The sequence below is a fragment of the Olleya sp. Ti.3.14 genome (assembly GCF_038154885.1).
Lineage (GTDB): Bacteria > Bacteroidota > Bacteroidia > Flavobacteriales > Flavobacteriaceae > Olleya.
In genome coordinates, this window is the sequence record NZ_JBAKAO010000008.1 from 1 (window position 1) to 16,520 (window position 16,520).

The 16,520-nt window shown below is 33.1% G+C and carries 13 protein-coding genes; 5 read left to right on the plus strand and 8 right to left on the minus strand.

Going from position 1 to position 16,520, the window contains the following annotated elements; translation table 11 throughout:
* Positions 1 to 3,509 (minus strand): PKD domain-containing protein (locus tag V6251_RS11310; RefSeq protein ID WP_341588317.1); only part of this gene is annotated, 3,509 nt, incomplete at its 3' end.
* A gap of 42 nt (positions 3,510 to 3,551) precedes the next feature.
* Positions 3,552 to 4,025: a hypothetical protein gene (locus V6251_RS11315; protein WP_341588318.1), complete on the minus strand. Its 474-nt coding sequence runs from the start codon at positions 4,023 to 4,025 to the stop codon at positions 3,552 to 3,554.
* Positions 4,026 to 4,220: 195 nt separating this feature from the next.
* Between V6251_RS11315 and folE the strand changes: the two genes are divergently transcribed.
* The 5 genes from folE to V6251_RS11340 all read left to right on the plus strand — a co-directional run bounded on the left by folE (position 4,221) and on the right by V6251_RS11340 (position 8,290).
* Entirely contained in the window at positions 4,221 to 4,898 is a 678-nt protein-coding gene (gene folE / locus V6251_RS11320) for a GTP cyclohydrolase I FolE (RefSeq protein WP_341588319.1), read from the plus strand.
* A gap of 10 nt (positions 4,899 to 4,908) precedes the next feature.
* Entirely contained in the window at positions 4,909 to 6,393 is a 1,485-nt protein-coding gene (cysS, locus tag V6251_RS11325; RefSeq protein ID WP_292946372.1) for a cysteine--tRNA ligase, read from the plus strand.
* A gap of 40 nt (positions 6,394 to 6,433) precedes the next feature.
* Positions 6,434 to 6,655, plus strand: coding sequence for a membrane protein insertion efficiency factor YidD (gene yidD / locus V6251_RS11330; RefSeq protein WP_145000826.1), 222 nt, complete (start codon positions 6,434 to 6,436; stop codon positions 6,653 to 6,655).
* Positions 6,656 to 6,854: 199 nt separating this feature from the next.
* Entirely contained in the window at positions 6,855 to 7,784 is a 930-nt protein-coding gene (gene lgt, locus V6251_RS11335; RefSeq protein ID WP_292946368.1) for a prolipoprotein diacylglyceryl transferase, read from the plus strand.
* On the plus strand, positions 7,784 to 8,290 hold the full coding sequence (locus V6251_RS11340) for a DUF192 domain-containing protein (RefSeq protein ID WP_341588320.1): 507 nt from the start codon (positions 7,784 to 7,786) through the stop codon (positions 8,288 to 8,290). The genes lgt and V6251_RS11340 overlap by 1 nt, the downstream gene beginning before the upstream one ends.
* A 474-nt stretch (positions 8,291 to 8,764) precedes the next feature.
* On the opposite strand, the gene secDF is transcribed toward V6251_RS11340, so the two are convergent.
* The 6 genes from secDF to V6251_RS11370 all read right to left on the minus strand — a co-directional run bounded on the left by secDF (position 8,765) and on the right by V6251_RS11370 (position 16,440).
* Positions 8,765 to 11,776: a protein translocase subunit SecDF gene (gene secDF / locus V6251_RS11345; RefSeq protein ID WP_341588321.1), complete on the minus strand. Its 3,012-nt coding sequence runs from the start codon at positions 11,774 to 11,776 to the stop codon at positions 8,765 to 8,767.
* 145 nt (positions 11,777 to 11,921) lie between these two features.
* Entirely contained in the window at positions 11,922 to 12,512 is a 591-nt protein-coding gene (locus V6251_RS11350; protein ID WP_341588322.1) for a hypothetical protein, read from the minus strand.
* Between the two features lie 122 nt (positions 12,513 to 12,634).
* Positions 12,635 to 13,285: a DUF4412 domain-containing protein gene (locus tag V6251_RS11355; protein ID WP_145000837.1), complete on the minus strand. Its 651-nt coding sequence runs from the start codon at positions 13,283 to 13,285 to the stop codon at positions 12,635 to 12,637.
* A 98-nt stretch (positions 13,286 to 13,383) separates the two neighbouring features.
* On the minus strand, positions 13,384 to 14,310 hold the full coding sequence (gene mdh / locus V6251_RS11360; RefSeq protein WP_145000839.1) for a malate dehydrogenase: 927 nt from the start codon (positions 14,308 to 14,310) through the stop codon (positions 13,384 to 13,386).
* 92 nt (positions 14,311 to 14,402) lie between these two features.
* Entirely contained in the window at positions 14,403 to 15,416 is a 1,014-nt protein-coding gene (locus V6251_RS11365; RefSeq protein ID WP_341588323.1) for a DUF6588 family protein, read from the minus strand.
* A 52-nt stretch (positions 15,417 to 15,468) separates the two neighbouring features.
* On the minus strand, positions 15,469 to 16,440 hold the full coding sequence (locus V6251_RS11370) for a DUF6588 family protein (protein WP_341588324.1): 972 nt from the start codon (positions 16,438 to 16,440) through the stop codon (positions 15,469 to 15,471).
* Between the last annotated feature and the right edge of the window lie 80 nt (positions 16,441 to 16,520).

Sequence of the window (16,520 nt, forward strand, 5' to 3'; positions counted from 1 at the left end):
TTTGTATATGGTATGGCTAATGGACTAGTTTCTGTTTCTGCATCTAATTGCGTTAGGTAATAACTTACCGCATAGTCTGGGTTACCTCCACTAATCTCATTGTTTTTAAGACTTAAATCTATACTTGTAAATCCGTCTGGTGTACCATCATCACAAACTTCTAATGGTGTTGGTGTGATTGCTGTAGGTTCAGGAAAAGATGTAATAGATTGATTAGTTGTAGTCGGACAAGGTCCATTTGTAGTGTAATCAATGCTATAAGTTGTATTTGGATTACCTCCAGAAATTAAACCTGTAGCAGCATCTAACATAGCGCTATCACCTGCTGCTGGTGGTGTATTAAATGTAAATGTACCTCCTGACAAACCATCTACTGTCGCTATAGCACCATCACATGTTGGCACATAACTAAATGACGAATCATCAGCAGCCAAAACGTTTAATACTTGTGTACTTGAATCGATACAAGCTCCAGCTGTTGTATATAATATAGTATAGCTTGCGCCTGGAGTTGCAAAAGTAACTGTTCCTGTAGCTGCATCAATAACTGCTGTATCTGTTACAAGAGTATCAAAAGAAAATGTTCCGCCTGGAGTAGCTACAAAGTCAACAGTTCCACCATTACAATCAGCAATTAATGTAAATGCAGGATCGTCTTGATTTAAAACTGTAATATTTTGGAAACTATTATCTGGACACGGTCCTGATGTAGTATATTCTACAGTATAAGTTACACCTGAAACTCCATTAGTTACCTCTCCTGTTACAGGATCGATAGACGCTCCGTCTGAAACAGCCGGATTAAATGTAAATGTCCCTCCTACATCTCCAATAATGGTAGCAGTACCACCATCACAATTTTCAAAGACAGAGAATGTTGCATCTTCTGTTGGATAAACAGTAACATCTTGCGTAGAACTAGCAGAACAAACGCCTCCTGTAGTGTATTCCACGGTATAAGTTGTTCCTGGAACACCATTAGTAATAGTTCCTGTCGTTGGATCTATGGTTTCGGTTCCAGTTGGTACTGGGTTAAAAGCAAAAGTACCTCCTGTTGTCGCTATTGTATCTACCACTGCTCCATCACAAGTAGGCAACATTGTAAACGATGGATCATCAGTCGCTAACATTGTTAATGACTGATCTGTAGATGAAGGACAAATTCCTGTAGTAGTATATTGAATAGTATAGTTTGTACCTACAACACCGTTAGTTACTTCTCCTGTTGCTGGATCTATTGTTGCTCCATCTGCTAAATCAGGATTAAATGAAAATGTCCCTCCTGTTGTTGCAACAGCAGTAACTGTTCCTCCATCACAGGTTGGATCTATAGCAAAAGAAGAATCATCAACAGCATTAACAATCAAGTTAAAAACTGGTAAAGGAGAAGCTATATAACACGCATCGTCTCCAATTACTTGAACTCTTACGTAAATAGGCTGTGGGTTAACTGTATTTGTATAATCACTAACTAAAGCTGTACTTGCTACTCCAGCATCTGCATCTGCAAATGACAAATAATAAGTTACCACAAAGCTAGCAGGTGATTGAGTGCCCAATATAGCAGCATTTTGACTTTCTAAATCAAAAGGCTCAAAACCATCATTTGAAGCATCATCACAAACCTCCATATCTGGAGCCGGATTTATAGTTGGTTGTGTTGTAATATTTAGTGTAAAAGATTCTACTTCATAACATCCTGAACTCAAATATTCAACTCTTACATAAACAGTTTGAGGTACTCCTAAAACTGCAGACGAAGTATAGTTAGTTGGCGTTGCAATTGCTGCTGTGTCAGCCTCTGCATCTGCAAGCGTTTCATAATAAGTAATTACTAAGTCACCAGGAATAGCAGATGGACCTGTTATAGCTGAATCATTTTCAGTTAGATCAAAAATATATGGTGGTGCTCCAGGATTACATAAAAATAAATCGTTTGGTAAACCATTATCAATTTCTGGTAAAACATCAATACACACTACTTCTGTATATTCGCAACCAAAGTCATCTGTTGTTCTATAAGTATAACAATGTGTTCCAGCTGTTGTTGGTTGAACAGTAATATCATTTCCTGTCGTGCTTGTTATTGATGGATCTGCATCCCAAGCTTCAGAGACTGTGACTGGAGTAAATGATAATTCTGGAGGTTGTAAAGCTGGATCAAATTCAATTCCCCAAGAAAATATGTAACCATTATCAACATTTAAATTATCAATAATTTGAATACACCAATCTCCATTTAATGGGCTACCTAACAAAGTATTTAAAGAGCCTTCAGGAAGATAAGTACCAGGTGTGTATGATGCTCCTGGAGGATTAGATCCCGCTGTTATTGTTGGTGCGTTTTCCAAAATAACCGTACCACTTGCAGAAAAACAATAATCTGCTCCAACACCTGGTGTTATTGAGCCATCATCATTAGCTCCTCCAAGATAAGTACCACCTCCTCCTGGATATTCTTTTAAAACAGCTATTTGTCCTGTTGGACTAATAATATTAATATCTAAATCTCCTGCAAAAGAGTGTTCCATATTTACACATATAGAAACAATTTGATTTATATCTGTTAAAGTCTGACCTGAGTCATAGCAATCTACTGTAACACAAGTTTGATAAACAGCTCCTCCACCATCTGGCAAAAAAGTTGTACCACTAATAGGTGGTGTACAATCATTAATAAACTCGGTTGGAGTTACAACACCATTTAGTGTTGTTGAGTCTCCAAAACAAATAACACTATCTACAGCTTGTGTACCTGTAAAATCTGGCTCTGTACCAACCTGAACAACTTGATTGATCAAATTCGTGTTAGAACAACCTGCAGGATCTGGATCTGTGTTTGTATCAGTTACATTTAAATTGACAATGTAAACTCCAGGTGTTGCATATGAAAAGGTTGCATTTTCTCCACTTATAAAATTACCATCTCCTAAATCCCATTCATAAGTAGCACCAGTTCCATCATTTGAAAAAGTTGCACTTCCGTTTAATGTAATATCTTCACCTGGACATACCCAAATATAACCATCTCCATTTGGAGCTGGCGTTGCACTATCTATTTGAGACACTATGGTTTGACAAGGCTCGTAACAAGCAACTGTCGCTGCCCAACCGGAAGTATTTGCACTTCCATCAGAGGTAAACTCTATTGTTAAACATCCTGTTGGGTTAGTCGGAGTTGCAGAGAACATTCCAGGATTTGCTGCTGCTCCACCTCCAGAAAATGTTCCAAAAGCGTTTGCAGTGTTATCATCTCCATCATATATTGTTAACTCATCTGCATTTAATTGTGTACTAAAAGCAGTAAAATCTAATTGCACTTGTTGTCCAGGAGAATCTGGACAAATCGTTAAAATAAAACTTTCTCCATCTGCATAATTTGCAGAAGGTCCTCCTGAATCATAAAAAACGCCACCACATTGACTGACAGTTGTTGTTTGCATTAAAATATCCTGAGAGAAGGATATAAACGAATTTAAAAATAATAGTGCTAGTAAAAATTTTTTCATTGGTATGTGTTTAAAATACAACGTTAAAAAAAAACGTAAATATTATTTTTTATAGGTTTGTGGTTTAATAATTACAAAAAAATTGGTTCCGTCTATCTTATATATAATGGATCCCATTCTGTAAAACTCTAAATTATACTTTAAAGGATTAAAAGTACTTTTATTAAAAGCAACATCTCTTTTAAGGCTTGGATTATAAATATCAAATAACTCAACTTCTGATAAAAGTGTATACTTATCATCATCCTTTAAATTTGTAATTTCTTTAATTACAATTCTATTACGTAAAAGATGTTTTAAATTTTTTAATTTTTGAGGCTTACTTAATACGTATGCATCTAATTTATCTTGATACACTTCCTTCATCATTGACAACTCTTGAGCTGTTAATGGTGCATCTACATTTTTACCAAATTTAACTAATTGCGTATTTTGTTTTTTCTGAGTTTGAGCTATTCCGTTTTGTGTAAACATCACAAATCCAAATAAAAGGGGTAAGAAGATTCTAAGAGTCATTGTTTCTAAGATAAAATTAAGTGGGAAAATTAAGAAAATTTTAATAAAGTAAATGTTAATATGGGTATCTAATTATGTTTTTTATGATTTATAATAGTATAACAGCTATAATTAATAAATACCTACCCTTATTCAAATTTATTTATTGTTTATCTTTGCAAACTATTTTAAACACCTTTTACAGACTTTATTTAAATGAAGATTGATAACAATATAGATAATACAGATGCTATCGGAGAAAACCACATTAGCACTAATCACGATACGCCTTTAAGAGATGATGCTTTTGAATTATCAGACACTGATAAAATTGATAGCATAAAAAAAGACGTAACAAATATTTTACAAACATTAGGTTTAGATCTTACTGACGACAGTTTAAAAGGAACACCTAATCGTGTAGCTAAGATGTTTGTTAACGAAATTTTTGGTGGGCTTCATCCTGACAAAAAGCCAAAAGCTTCAACTTTTGATAATAAATACCAATATGGCGAAATGCTTGTAGAAAAAAACATTACTGTTTATTCTACCTGTGAGCATCACTTACTACCAATAGTAGGTCGTGCACACGTAGCATACATATCTAACGGAACCGTTGTTGGTTTATCTAAAATGAATCGTATTGTAGATTATTATGCTAAACGACCTCAAGTACAAGAGCGTTTAACAATCCAGATAGTAAAAGAGTTACAAAAAGCTTTAGGCACAGATGATGTTGCTTGTGTTATCGATGCTAAGCACTTATGTGTAAATTCTAGAGGAATTAGAGATATTGAAAGCAGTACAGTAACCTCAGAATTTGGAGGACAATTTAAAAAGAAAGCAACAAGACGCGAATTTTTAGATTACATCAACTTAGAAACAAAATTTTAGAAAAACAGTAATGGAACTTTACAAACAACAACACATAAAAATATATAATTCGCTTTCTGGCGAAAAAGAGAATTTTAAAGCTATTAACGATGGTTATGTTGGTATGTACGTTTGTGGTCCTACTGTATACAGTAATGTACATTTAGGTAATGTCAGAACATTTATGTCTTTTGATGTTATTTTTAGATACCTAAAACACCTAGGATATAAAGTACGTTACGTTAGAAACATAACAGACGCTGGACATTTAGAAAATGATGCAGATGTTGGAGAGGACAGAATTGCTAAAAAAGCAAGACTAGAAGAGATCGAGCCAATGGAAGTCGTGCAACGTTACACGGTAGATTTTCATAATATACTAAACACCTTCAATTTTCTTCCCCCAAGTATAGAGCCTACCGCTACTGGACATATTATTGAGCAAATAGAACTAATAAAAACCATCATAGATAATGGTTTTGGATATGAAGTAAATGGCTCTGTATATTTTGATGTCCATAAATATAACCAAACTAATAATTACGGAATTTTAAGTAAGCGAAAGTTAGAAGACTTAATCCATAATACTAGAGAACTAGAAGGACAATCAGACAAGAAAAATCCTCAAGATTTTGCACTTTGGAAAAAAGCCGAGCCAACACATATCATGCGTTGGCCTTCTCCTTGGAGCGATGGATTTCCTGGATGGCATCTAGAATGTACAGCTATGAGTACCAAATACTTGGGAGAGCATTTTGACATACATGGTGGCGGAATGGATTTAAAATTCCCTCATCACGAATGTGAGATTGCACAAAACCAAGCTGCCAAAGGAAAAACACCTGTTAACTACTGGATGCATGCCAACATGCTAATCATGAACGGTAAAAAAATGGCAAAATCTACAGGTAACTTTATATTACCAACCGAGATTTTTACAGGTGAAAACAAAAACATCACCAAAGCATTTACACCAAGTGTCGCTAGATTTTTTATGCTTCAAGCACATTACAGAAGTATTTTAGATTTTACAAATGATGGGTTATTAGCTAGCGAGAAAGGCTACAACAGATTAATGGAGGCTATAAGTCAATTAGAAGATTTAAAAACATCAGACAATACAACGTTAAACATTGCTGCATGGACGCAAAAATGTTACGATGCCATGAATGACGATTTTAATACACCTATCCTAATTGCTAATTTATTTGAAGGTGTAAAATACATCAACCAAATAAAAGAAGGCACAGAAACTATTACTACAAAAGATTTAGAAGATTTTAAAAACACAATCAACGCTTTTGTATACGATATATTAGGATTAAAAAATGACAAAACCAATGCTGCAAACGGAACAGATAAACTATCTGGAGCAGTACAATTATTAATAAAACTACGTCAAGAAGCCAGAATTAATAAAGATTTTGCACTGTCAGATCAAATCAGAGACGAACTAGCAGAAGCTGGCATACAACTTAACGATGGTAAGGAAGGCACAACCTTTTCTACCAATTAAAACTAATTAAGTCCTTTCGGTAAGAGAGGACTTTTTTATTATGAAAAAAATAATATTAGCTCCATTTCTATTTTTAATCAAGGTTTATCAAACCCTAATTTCTCCATTTACACCAGCCACTTGCAGGTACCAACCAACCTGCTCACATTACACCAAAGAAGCCCTATTAAAACACGGTTTATTAAAAGGACTAAAACTAAGCATAAAACGTATTTTAAGTTGCCATCCTTGGGGAGGAAGCGGTTACGATCCTGTACCATAAATACATTTTTTTAAATTTGGGCGTTTTAACAGGCTGTCCGTTATATCTTTTTTAAGAAAAATAAAAAAGGATGCCACTTCCATCCTTAACGCACTAGCGCCAAGAATTAGCACAAACATTAATTTATTGCTAAACCTTTGTCAAGTAATTCTAATAAATAAAGCATAAATACTATATTTACACTTACAAAAATTAAACTATGTACTTACTTAAATTCGATTGGAATCCTTTAACTGGAATCGATATTATCGGAAATTTTAAAATTCATTTTTACAGTGTCATGTGGATTGCTGCGTTTGTTATTGGACATGCCATAATGAAACGTATTTTTAAACGCGAAAAAATAAATATAGAATTTTTAGACCCATTATTTATTTACACTGTTTTAGCAACCATGTTAGGTGCGCGTTTAGGACATGTCATTTTTTACCAACCAGAACTAATTACCCAAGACCCATTAAGTGTTTTATTACCTTTTAAATTTAACGGTGGATTCGAGTTTACCGGTTTTCAAGGATTAGCTAGTCATGGTGCAGCTATTGGTATAATCATAGGAATGATATTATATCGTCGCAAATACAACTACAAATCCTTAATGTGGATTTTAGATCGCATTGTAATACCTGTAGCGTCTGGAGCAGTTTTTATTAGAATAGGTAACTTTATAAATTCCGAAATTATTGGAAAAGTAACAGACTCTGATTTAGGTGTTAGATTTGTGCAAGAGTATTATAATAAGTATGAGATTGTACAAAAAACAGGAATTAAAGACGTAAAAAAGGCATACGCATCTATAACAGACAATCCTAACATGTCAGAGTTATTAAACGCTATACCTTATAGACACGCAGCACAGTTATACGAGTCGTTTTGCTACATATTTGTATTTTTAATTTTATGGTTTGTATATACTAAAACAACTAAAAAAGATCAAACAGGATTTTTATTTGGATTATTTTTAATACTACTATGGAGTGTTAGATTTTTTGTCGAGTTTGTTAAAGAGCCACAAGGAGAAGAGTTTATTAATTGGTTTGGACTTAACACAGGACAATGGTTAAGTATCCCATTTATATTAATTGGATTATATTTTATGTTTTTATTTAAACCAAAAACAAGTATCAAATAATGAGAAATTTAAAAAACTATACGACTATACTTTTTAGCTTAGTTTTACTTGTAAGCATTACGTCTTGTAAAAAAGAAAAGGAAGCTATTGCTCCTGTTGAAGTAAACTTTAAAAAGGAAGGAGAGTTAACTTTGTTTAAAGGGACTACAGATACTATTATTAAGGTTTTTAATATAGAGATTGCTAAAACAGATTACGAAATCCAAACAGGCTTGATGTATCGTGATAGTATGAAAGATGATCAAGGTATGTTGTTTGCTTTTAATGACGTACAAATGCGATCATTTTACATGAAAAACACGCGTATACCATTGGATCTTATCTTTTTTGATCATAATAAAACTATTGTTAGTTTTCAGGAAAACGCAAAACCAATGGATCAAAGCAGCTTACCATCTAACACTCCTGCACAATTTGTGTTAGAGGTTAATGCAGGAACAGCACAAAAACTTTTACTTGACGTAGGAGATAAAATGGACTACTTTGAGTATATGTTAGAAAAATAAAACCATTATTTATAGATATAAAAAGCCTAATTGTAACTTTTACAATTAGGCTTTTTTTGTGCTTATATTTTAGGTTATAAGTTATTACATTAATAACCTCATCTATTTAAAGCATGACTAATACAATACAAACTAATTACGCATGATAGTGCTTAAGACTCTATGTGGTTTAAAGCTTTAATTGATAATATACTTATGGCTTAGTCATTAGTTTAAACTTTAGTGTTGGTTTAATGTAAGGTCTGCGTTTGCGTTAAGGATAGATGTGGAAATCCTTTTTGTGAGGCACGAGCAAAAAGATTGTAACGGAAAGCCTGACGTACTTTTGCTACTAAAAGCAAAAGTAGGTAACGCCCAAAAAAATATCATATGGCCTGATTTAAAAAGATTCCTTCGTGCTACTGACAATGACGCAAAACAAAAAAGCCTTTCTAAATTAATAGAAAGGCTTTTTTTATACTGTTTAGTTTATGACTACTTCACTACTGTTTCGTCAACTACTACTTCTTTCTTTTTTAACGCATCTGCTGCATTTCCTTTTTTAACAAAGTCAAACATGATTGGCGTTGCTATAAATAAAGATGAGTACGTACCTACTACTACACCAATTATTAATGCAAACATAAATCCTCTGATTGAGTCTCCACCAAAAATAAAGATTGCTAATAACACAACCAAAGTAGTTAAAGACGTATTTAATGTACGACTTAATGTACTGCTTAATGACGTATCAATTACTTTATTAAATGGCCAGTCAGTGTGCTCGTTAAAAAATTCACGAATTCTATCAAATACTACAACCGTATCATTTAATGAGTATCCAATTACTGTAAGGATTGCTGCAATAAATGCTTGGTCGATTTCCATTGAGAATGGCATAAACTTGTATGTTAAAGAGAATACTCCTAATACGATGATAACATCATGGAATACTGCTGCTACTGCACCAAGTGAGAATTGCCATCTCTTGAAACGGAATAAGATATATAAGAACACTACAACTAAAGATCCTAAGACTGCCCAGAAAGACGCTTGCTTAATATCATCTGCAATTGATGGACTTACTTTGTATTGATCCATAATCCCTACTTGCTTGTTAGCTTTAGATAGGTCTTTAAAATCTTCAAACGACACACCTTTTAAGTAAGGTTGTAATGCATCATACATTTTAACTCTAACTTCTTCGTCAATTTCGTTAGCTGTTTCGTTAATCTTATACTTAGTCGAAATTTTTAAGTTATTATCGTCTCCAACAGTTTTTACTGTAGCACTTCCAAATACCTCTTGAGAGGCTAAAAGCCCTTCAATCTCTACTGCACTTACTGGCTCTGCAAATCTAACTTGTGTTGTACGTCCTCCAACAAAGTCAATACCTTGATCTAATCCGTTTGTAAATAAAGATCCTAAACTTACTACTAATGCTACTGCAGAAATAATGTAAGCTACTTTACGTTTTGTAAGGAACGCGATATTAATGTTTCTGAATAAGTTTTTAGTTAATCCAGTTGAGAAGTCTAATTTACCACCTCTGTTAGCATACCAATCTACTAATAATCTAGTGATAAAAATAGCTGTAAATAAAGATGTACCAATACCTATTAATAAAGTAGTTGCAAATCCTTTAATTGGTCCTGTACCAAAAACAAATAAGATTAATGCAGTTAAACCTGTTGTAATGTTGGCATCCAAAATAGATGATAATGCATTACTAAATCCATCTTGAATTGCTGACTTCTGATCTTTTCCTTTTGATAGTTCTTCCCTGATACGCTCAAAGATAAGTACGTTTGCATCCACAGACATACCAATTGTTAAAACGATACCTGCAATACCTGGAAGTGTTAACACTGCTCCAATACCTGATAATACTCCAAAAATTAATAAGATGTTAAATAACATTGCAATGTCTGCAAATAAACCTGCTTTACCATAGTAAAATGCCATCCAAATTAAAACTAATGCTAATGCAATACCAAATGACATTGTACCACTTTCAATAGCTTCTTGACCTAATGAAGGTCCAACTATACTACTTTGAATAATCTCTGCACGAGCTGGTAATTTACCTGCACGTAAAACGTTTGCTAAATCCGTAGCCTCACTTAATTTGAAGCTTCCAGAAATCTCTGTGCTACCTCCTGCAATTGGTCCAGAAGATGATGTAGGTGCAGAATATACTGTGTTATCTAAAACAACTGCAATTTGACTTTGAGTTTTAAAAGCATCACCTGTCATTTTTTCCCAGATTTTTGCTCCTTTACTATTCATTTGCATGCTAACTACAACCTTGTTTGCTTGGTTGTACGATTGACGTGCATCTGTAACTACTGCTCCATTTAATGGTGGCTCATTATCTCTGTTTCCATTTAATACAAATAGGTCTACTAACTCACTGTCTTCAGCTGGCTTACCAAATAAAAACTTAGTATATTTTAATTCTGATGGTAATAATGCCACAACTTCTGGCATAGCTAAATAGCTTAATACTTTGTCTTTATCTTCAATATTAAACTGTGCTAAAGTTGCTCCAAAACCAGGACCTGCAATTAGATCTAATAATGGGTTTACTTCATTTACTGTTTCGTTTTCTTCACCTGTAAGCGCAGCGATAGCTTTCTCTTCATCAGTCATTTCTGCATCTGCAGCAGGAGTTTCTCCTTCTGTAGTTTTAGTTTCAAGCTTTGCTTTTAATACATCGTTAGCTTGAACTAAAAATTGATTAAACTGCTCTGCTTTTAATCCTTCCCAAAACTCTAATTGTGCAGTAGTTGTAATTAACTCTGTAGCACGTGCTACGTCTCTAACACCTGGTAATTCTAATAATACACGTCCAGAGCTACCTAAACGTTGGATGTTTGGAGATGTTACACCAAACTCGTCAATACGTTTACGTAATACTTCAAAAGCAGAAACAATAGACTCGTCTACTTTAGTTGCTAATACAGCTTTAGCATCACTATCTGACATGTTTAAATCAATCTCGCCAACTAAAGATCTGTTAGCAAAAATATCTGGAGATGCTAATTTTTTGTCTCCTTTGATTGCATCAAATGCAGTAAAGAAGTCATCTAAATAAGTATTTTGACTATCTTTTTGCATTTCGTCAGCATCATCTAATGCTTTTCTAAATGTAGGATCCTTACTCTCGTTAGATAATCCCATTAATAAGTCTCTTACAGAGATTTGAAGTATTGCCTCTAAACCTCCTCTAAGGTCAAGACCTAACTTCATTGAGTTTTGCTTAACGTCTCCATAAGTGTTTCCTAAAAATACACTTTCTTTTGATGTTGCCAACGAGTCTAAATACTTAGTAGCATACTCACTTACTTGGTTTTTACGGTCATCTGCTGAAGCATCAATTTTGCTTTCAGCCACTTGTGCTGCATTGTTTTCAATCGCATTATTTTTAAATGTGAAAGACAATTGGTAAATACTTACCAATCCAAACAATACTGCAAATAGTTTTACTAATCCTTTATTTTGCATGGTTTTGTTTATTTAGTCAAATTTTTAATCGCGCAAATATATAGTTTACACGAAGATTTGACAATTATTTTTAATGGTTTAAAATGAATTGTTTAACGCCTAAATAGCAAGCACTATATAGCGAAAAAGGTTTTACTAGAAAAGATTAAGCTTGTGGTCCTGCTCTACCTTCTGGAATGTTGAAGTTTCCTTTATCTATACTAATAGAGTTATTAGTATTTACTTTTGGAGTTACTTTTACAGGACTGGTTAATTGTAATATATTTTCTGTAATCCCAGAAAATGATAGCACTACCTGTGATGCTCTAGTATACTCTTGTTTTGCTTCTACTATAAACTTTCCGTCAAAACCAATTCCTGATTGTGTGTTGGTTTTAATTTCAAAAACATCTACGTTATAACCATTATCTAAAGGACTATTTGGGAGATTTTCTTTACCGCTATTGTAGATTAGTTTTTCTTTTAATAAAAAAGATTTCACCTCAGTTATTGCTATATCGCTGTAATAGGTGATTTTTAAAATTCCGTTTTGCTCAAAAACTTGTGTGTTTTTTACACCAATATTTTCAAGTTGCGCTTTTATAGCGTGTATTGCTTTTTCTGTTTGAGAAACAGTTGCTTGATTATCGGAAAATTGAAATACAATTTGTTGGTTAGGTACAGTGATTTGTTGTTGACTAACAACAAAAAATGTAAGCGCAGTGATTACAATACCAAAGTACCATTTAGACTTCATGTGCCAAATATAAAAAATAAGACTTTATTAGTATAGTCTTTAAGTCATTAAATAAACTTTTAAAGCAAAAAAAAGAGTGACTTTTTAAGGTCACTCTTTTAAATATCTAAAAAATGTAATTATTACATTCCTTCCATTAACTCATATCCTTCTGGAGGCGTCATAGAAAACTTATCGTCTGCAACAGTTTCTTTTTTAACTTCTGTTACTTCATAAGTCATTGACATATCCATACCAGCTTGATTTACATTAATATTCATTAATAATGGAAATCCTTTAAAATCTTCTCCAAACTCTACAGTCTGTTGGTTTGCAGCAACAATAGCTTCGGTAGTATAAACATCCATTTTCATGTCAACACCATCTTGATTCATTACAACGTTATACTCTTGACACTCGTAACCTAAGATAGTCTTAGTTTCGTCACCTTTAGTGATTTTAACATCAGACTTATCAGGAGATTCTGCTATATCAGTTAACGAATACATTTTACCCATCATTGGGTTATTAAGTAAAGTTAACATCTTTTTAGATTGTGTATCAATAATAGAAACTGTTTCTCCAGACATTGGATTGTTAGTTTCTGATCTTGTTTTGTCTGCTTTAAAATAAGTAACAATAGCAATATCGCCAATCATAGCAAACTGCTCATTCATTTGTTCATTACTACTTGACATTGTCATTTTAGAAGACACTACACCTTCTGTAATCTGCTCTTGAGCAACCATAGACAAACTAAAAGTTGCCACTAATAAGAATACTAATTTTTTCATTTTTGTAAAATTTGTTAAGGTTAATTAAAATTTATGTTGTTTTTACTTATTATAGGCAATTACCTTGCCATAACAAATTTTACAACTGGTATTAAAAATTAAAGTTCTAATAATCCGTTTGTTGCAGATACACCTTTTGCACTTTCTTGCATGTGTGCTTTTTCTGCATCACTAAGGTTTATCTCTACAATTTTTTCGATTCCGTTACGACCTAAAATTACTGGAACACCAATACATAAGTCTTTTAATCCGTATTCTCCATCTAATAATACAGAACATGGGAACATTTTTTTCTGGTCACAAGCAATAGCCTGAACTAATCCGCTTACTGCTGCTCCTGGTGCATACCAAGCAGAAGTACCTAATAATTTAGTTAAAGTTGCTCCACCTACTTTAGTATCTTCTTTTACTTGATCTAATCTGTCTTCAGATAAAAACTCAGATACTTTTACACTGTTTCTAGTTGCGTGTGCAGTTAATGGTACCATCCCTTTATCAGAGTGTCCACCAATTACCATACCGTCAACATCGCTTATTGGCGCACCTAAAGCTTCTGCTAATCTGTATTTAAAACGTGCAGAATCTAAAGCTCCACCCATTCCGATAATTCTATTTTTTGGTAAACCTGTAGTTTTGTGTACTAAATAAGTCATTGTATCCATTGGATTACTAACAACTATGATTATTGTATCTGGCGAGTTTTTAATTAAACTAGCTGATACTGTTTTAACTATTCCTGCATTAATACCAATTAACTCTTCACGAGTCATCCCTGGTTTTCTAGGAATACCAGAAGTAATAACGCAAATATCACTACCTGCAGTTTGACTATAGTCATTAGTTACACCTGTTATTTTTGTATCAAAACCGTTTAAAGAGGCTGTTTGCATTAAATCCATTGCTTTACCTTCCGCAAAACCTTCTTTAATGTCTAATAAAACAACTTCTGATGCAAAGTTTTTAATGGCAATATATTCTGCACAACTTGCTCCAACTGCTCCTGCTCCAACTACTGTTACTTTCATATGTATTTTGTATTTAAAAAATTAATTGTGTTTGTTTTCAGTTTTACAAAATTAACATTTTAAAATTACTTTTTATTAAGAAAATAATAATTCTAGAACATGAAATTAATTCCAAGGGATGCTGTGTCAAAATCTGCTAAGGTATATGATGCATTTATGCCAAAAAATCCAGCCTTCACATTTGCACCAAGTGTTGCTGTAACTCCGTTTGTTTTGGAGTCTACAGAAAAAGGATCGACAATTTCTTCTGAAAATAAAATACCATCAGACACTCTGTATGTACCCAATAAATCAGTTTCTGATGTTGCACTTAAGTAACCTACTGCACCATAAAAGTTTAATACCTTAAAATTTGTTCCTGCTATTAACTGAAACAATAAACTGCTAACATTGGTTTGTACTTGTTGATTTTCGCCATCCACTACTTCAGTATTTGTAAAATCATAATTTGCGTCTAAATGTGTGTACGATACTAAACCTGATATGGCTAACGGAAAATTACTGTCTTCTGGTAACCAGGTGGTAAATTCTTGCTGTATACCAACACCATACAATCCTATCTTAACGTCATCAGTTTCTACTTTTGGAAAAAATCGACCTTTGATTTGTGTCCCTTCAAACAATGCAAAACTACCTTGCAAAAAAGCTGTTGGAATTAAATCTACATTTGATGATCCAATTCCTGTTGGTAAAGTCAATTCTACTTCTTGATTTCCAAATATTGGATCTTGATAGGTTACCAAAACAGTAACCTCTGGATCATTATGGCCTAATGCTGTCGCTACATTTTTTGAAGGACTATTGTCCGGAAATCTAATGTTTTCGAAATCAGAAACATTTAAATTAAAACTTTTATTTTCATCTTTAATAAAAGAAGTATTACCAACAATAGACAATTCAAAACTATGCTTTTTAGGGGTTTTTGCATTGTTAAACCAACCCGAACTTATACCATAAGCCAATCCATTTGTGGCTGGTAATAAATAGCTTTCAGAGAAGGTTTTTGCATCATTAACACCTGCTGCTAACAAATCGTTTAAATTTTGCTGAGCGACATTGCTTTGAGAAAAAAGTATTAAACTTATTACTGTAAGTAGTTTTTTCATTTTAAAAATTTTTAATTATAATATATTTTACGATAATTTTGATGAAATGGTTTTAAATAAAATTATAATTTAAACCAATAACAATGTTAGAGTAAGCGCCAAAGGTCAACATTGTATTTATTGAAAAATTATTTAAGTTGTAGTTAACAGACAAATCTGATTTAAAATTTGTTTTACTTTTACTTAACGTTTTTAAACCTGTATTAAGTATCTCTAGCAGCAAATCACCTTCTCCTCCTACTTTATAATCAAAATTTGATGTTGTCAAACCCAAGCCTAGTGAGACGTCAAAATTGCTAAAGGTTTTAGATGAAATAAGATTAAATCCATACGATTGACCATCCACTTTTATTGCGTTAATCTTACCTATTATTAAATCTGCTTCGTTAAAATCCTCGTCAACAGAATAATTAGAATACGTTCCTAAAAAAGCAAAATTATAAGTGCTATTTTTAATTCCTTTAAACCACTGATTTAGATTATGCATTACTCCAAAACCTAACGATTTATATACAGAGCTATTAATTTTAATACTTGGAGCTAACCTGACAATTACATTTGTTTTTTTCCATAAACCAATACTTGCTTGGACTTGACCATGCTGTACTGTATTCGCATTTACACCTTCTGGTGCGTCAAATTCAAAAACCTCATCATTTATTGAGCCTTCTAAAACCACAGTATTATCTCCTCCTAAAGCGGATGGTATTAGTGACGAAGTAGCACTACCCTGAATTGCAATATTTTGAAGTTGTGCTTGGTTTACTAAAAACGTTTTTTGATTATCTGGAATTAGTAACATGTTATATTGAATAGATAACTCTACATCAAATTTATTTTTTGGATTAGCACTAGTATACCATCCTCCAGAAGCCTGAAATACTGATGCATTGGCTGCTGGTGTAATGTATTGATCTGTTAAAAAAATTAAATCTTCGGCTACAGCTTTGACATCTTCAAATTGAGAATAAGCCGAGTTACAAAATACAATTGCAACAATAAATAAAAGCTTTTGCTTTAACATGTTTAAGTTACTTTTAGTTTAGATTTGGGCGTAAAAAAAAGGAAACATTTAAAAAAATGTTTCCTTTGCAATATAAAATT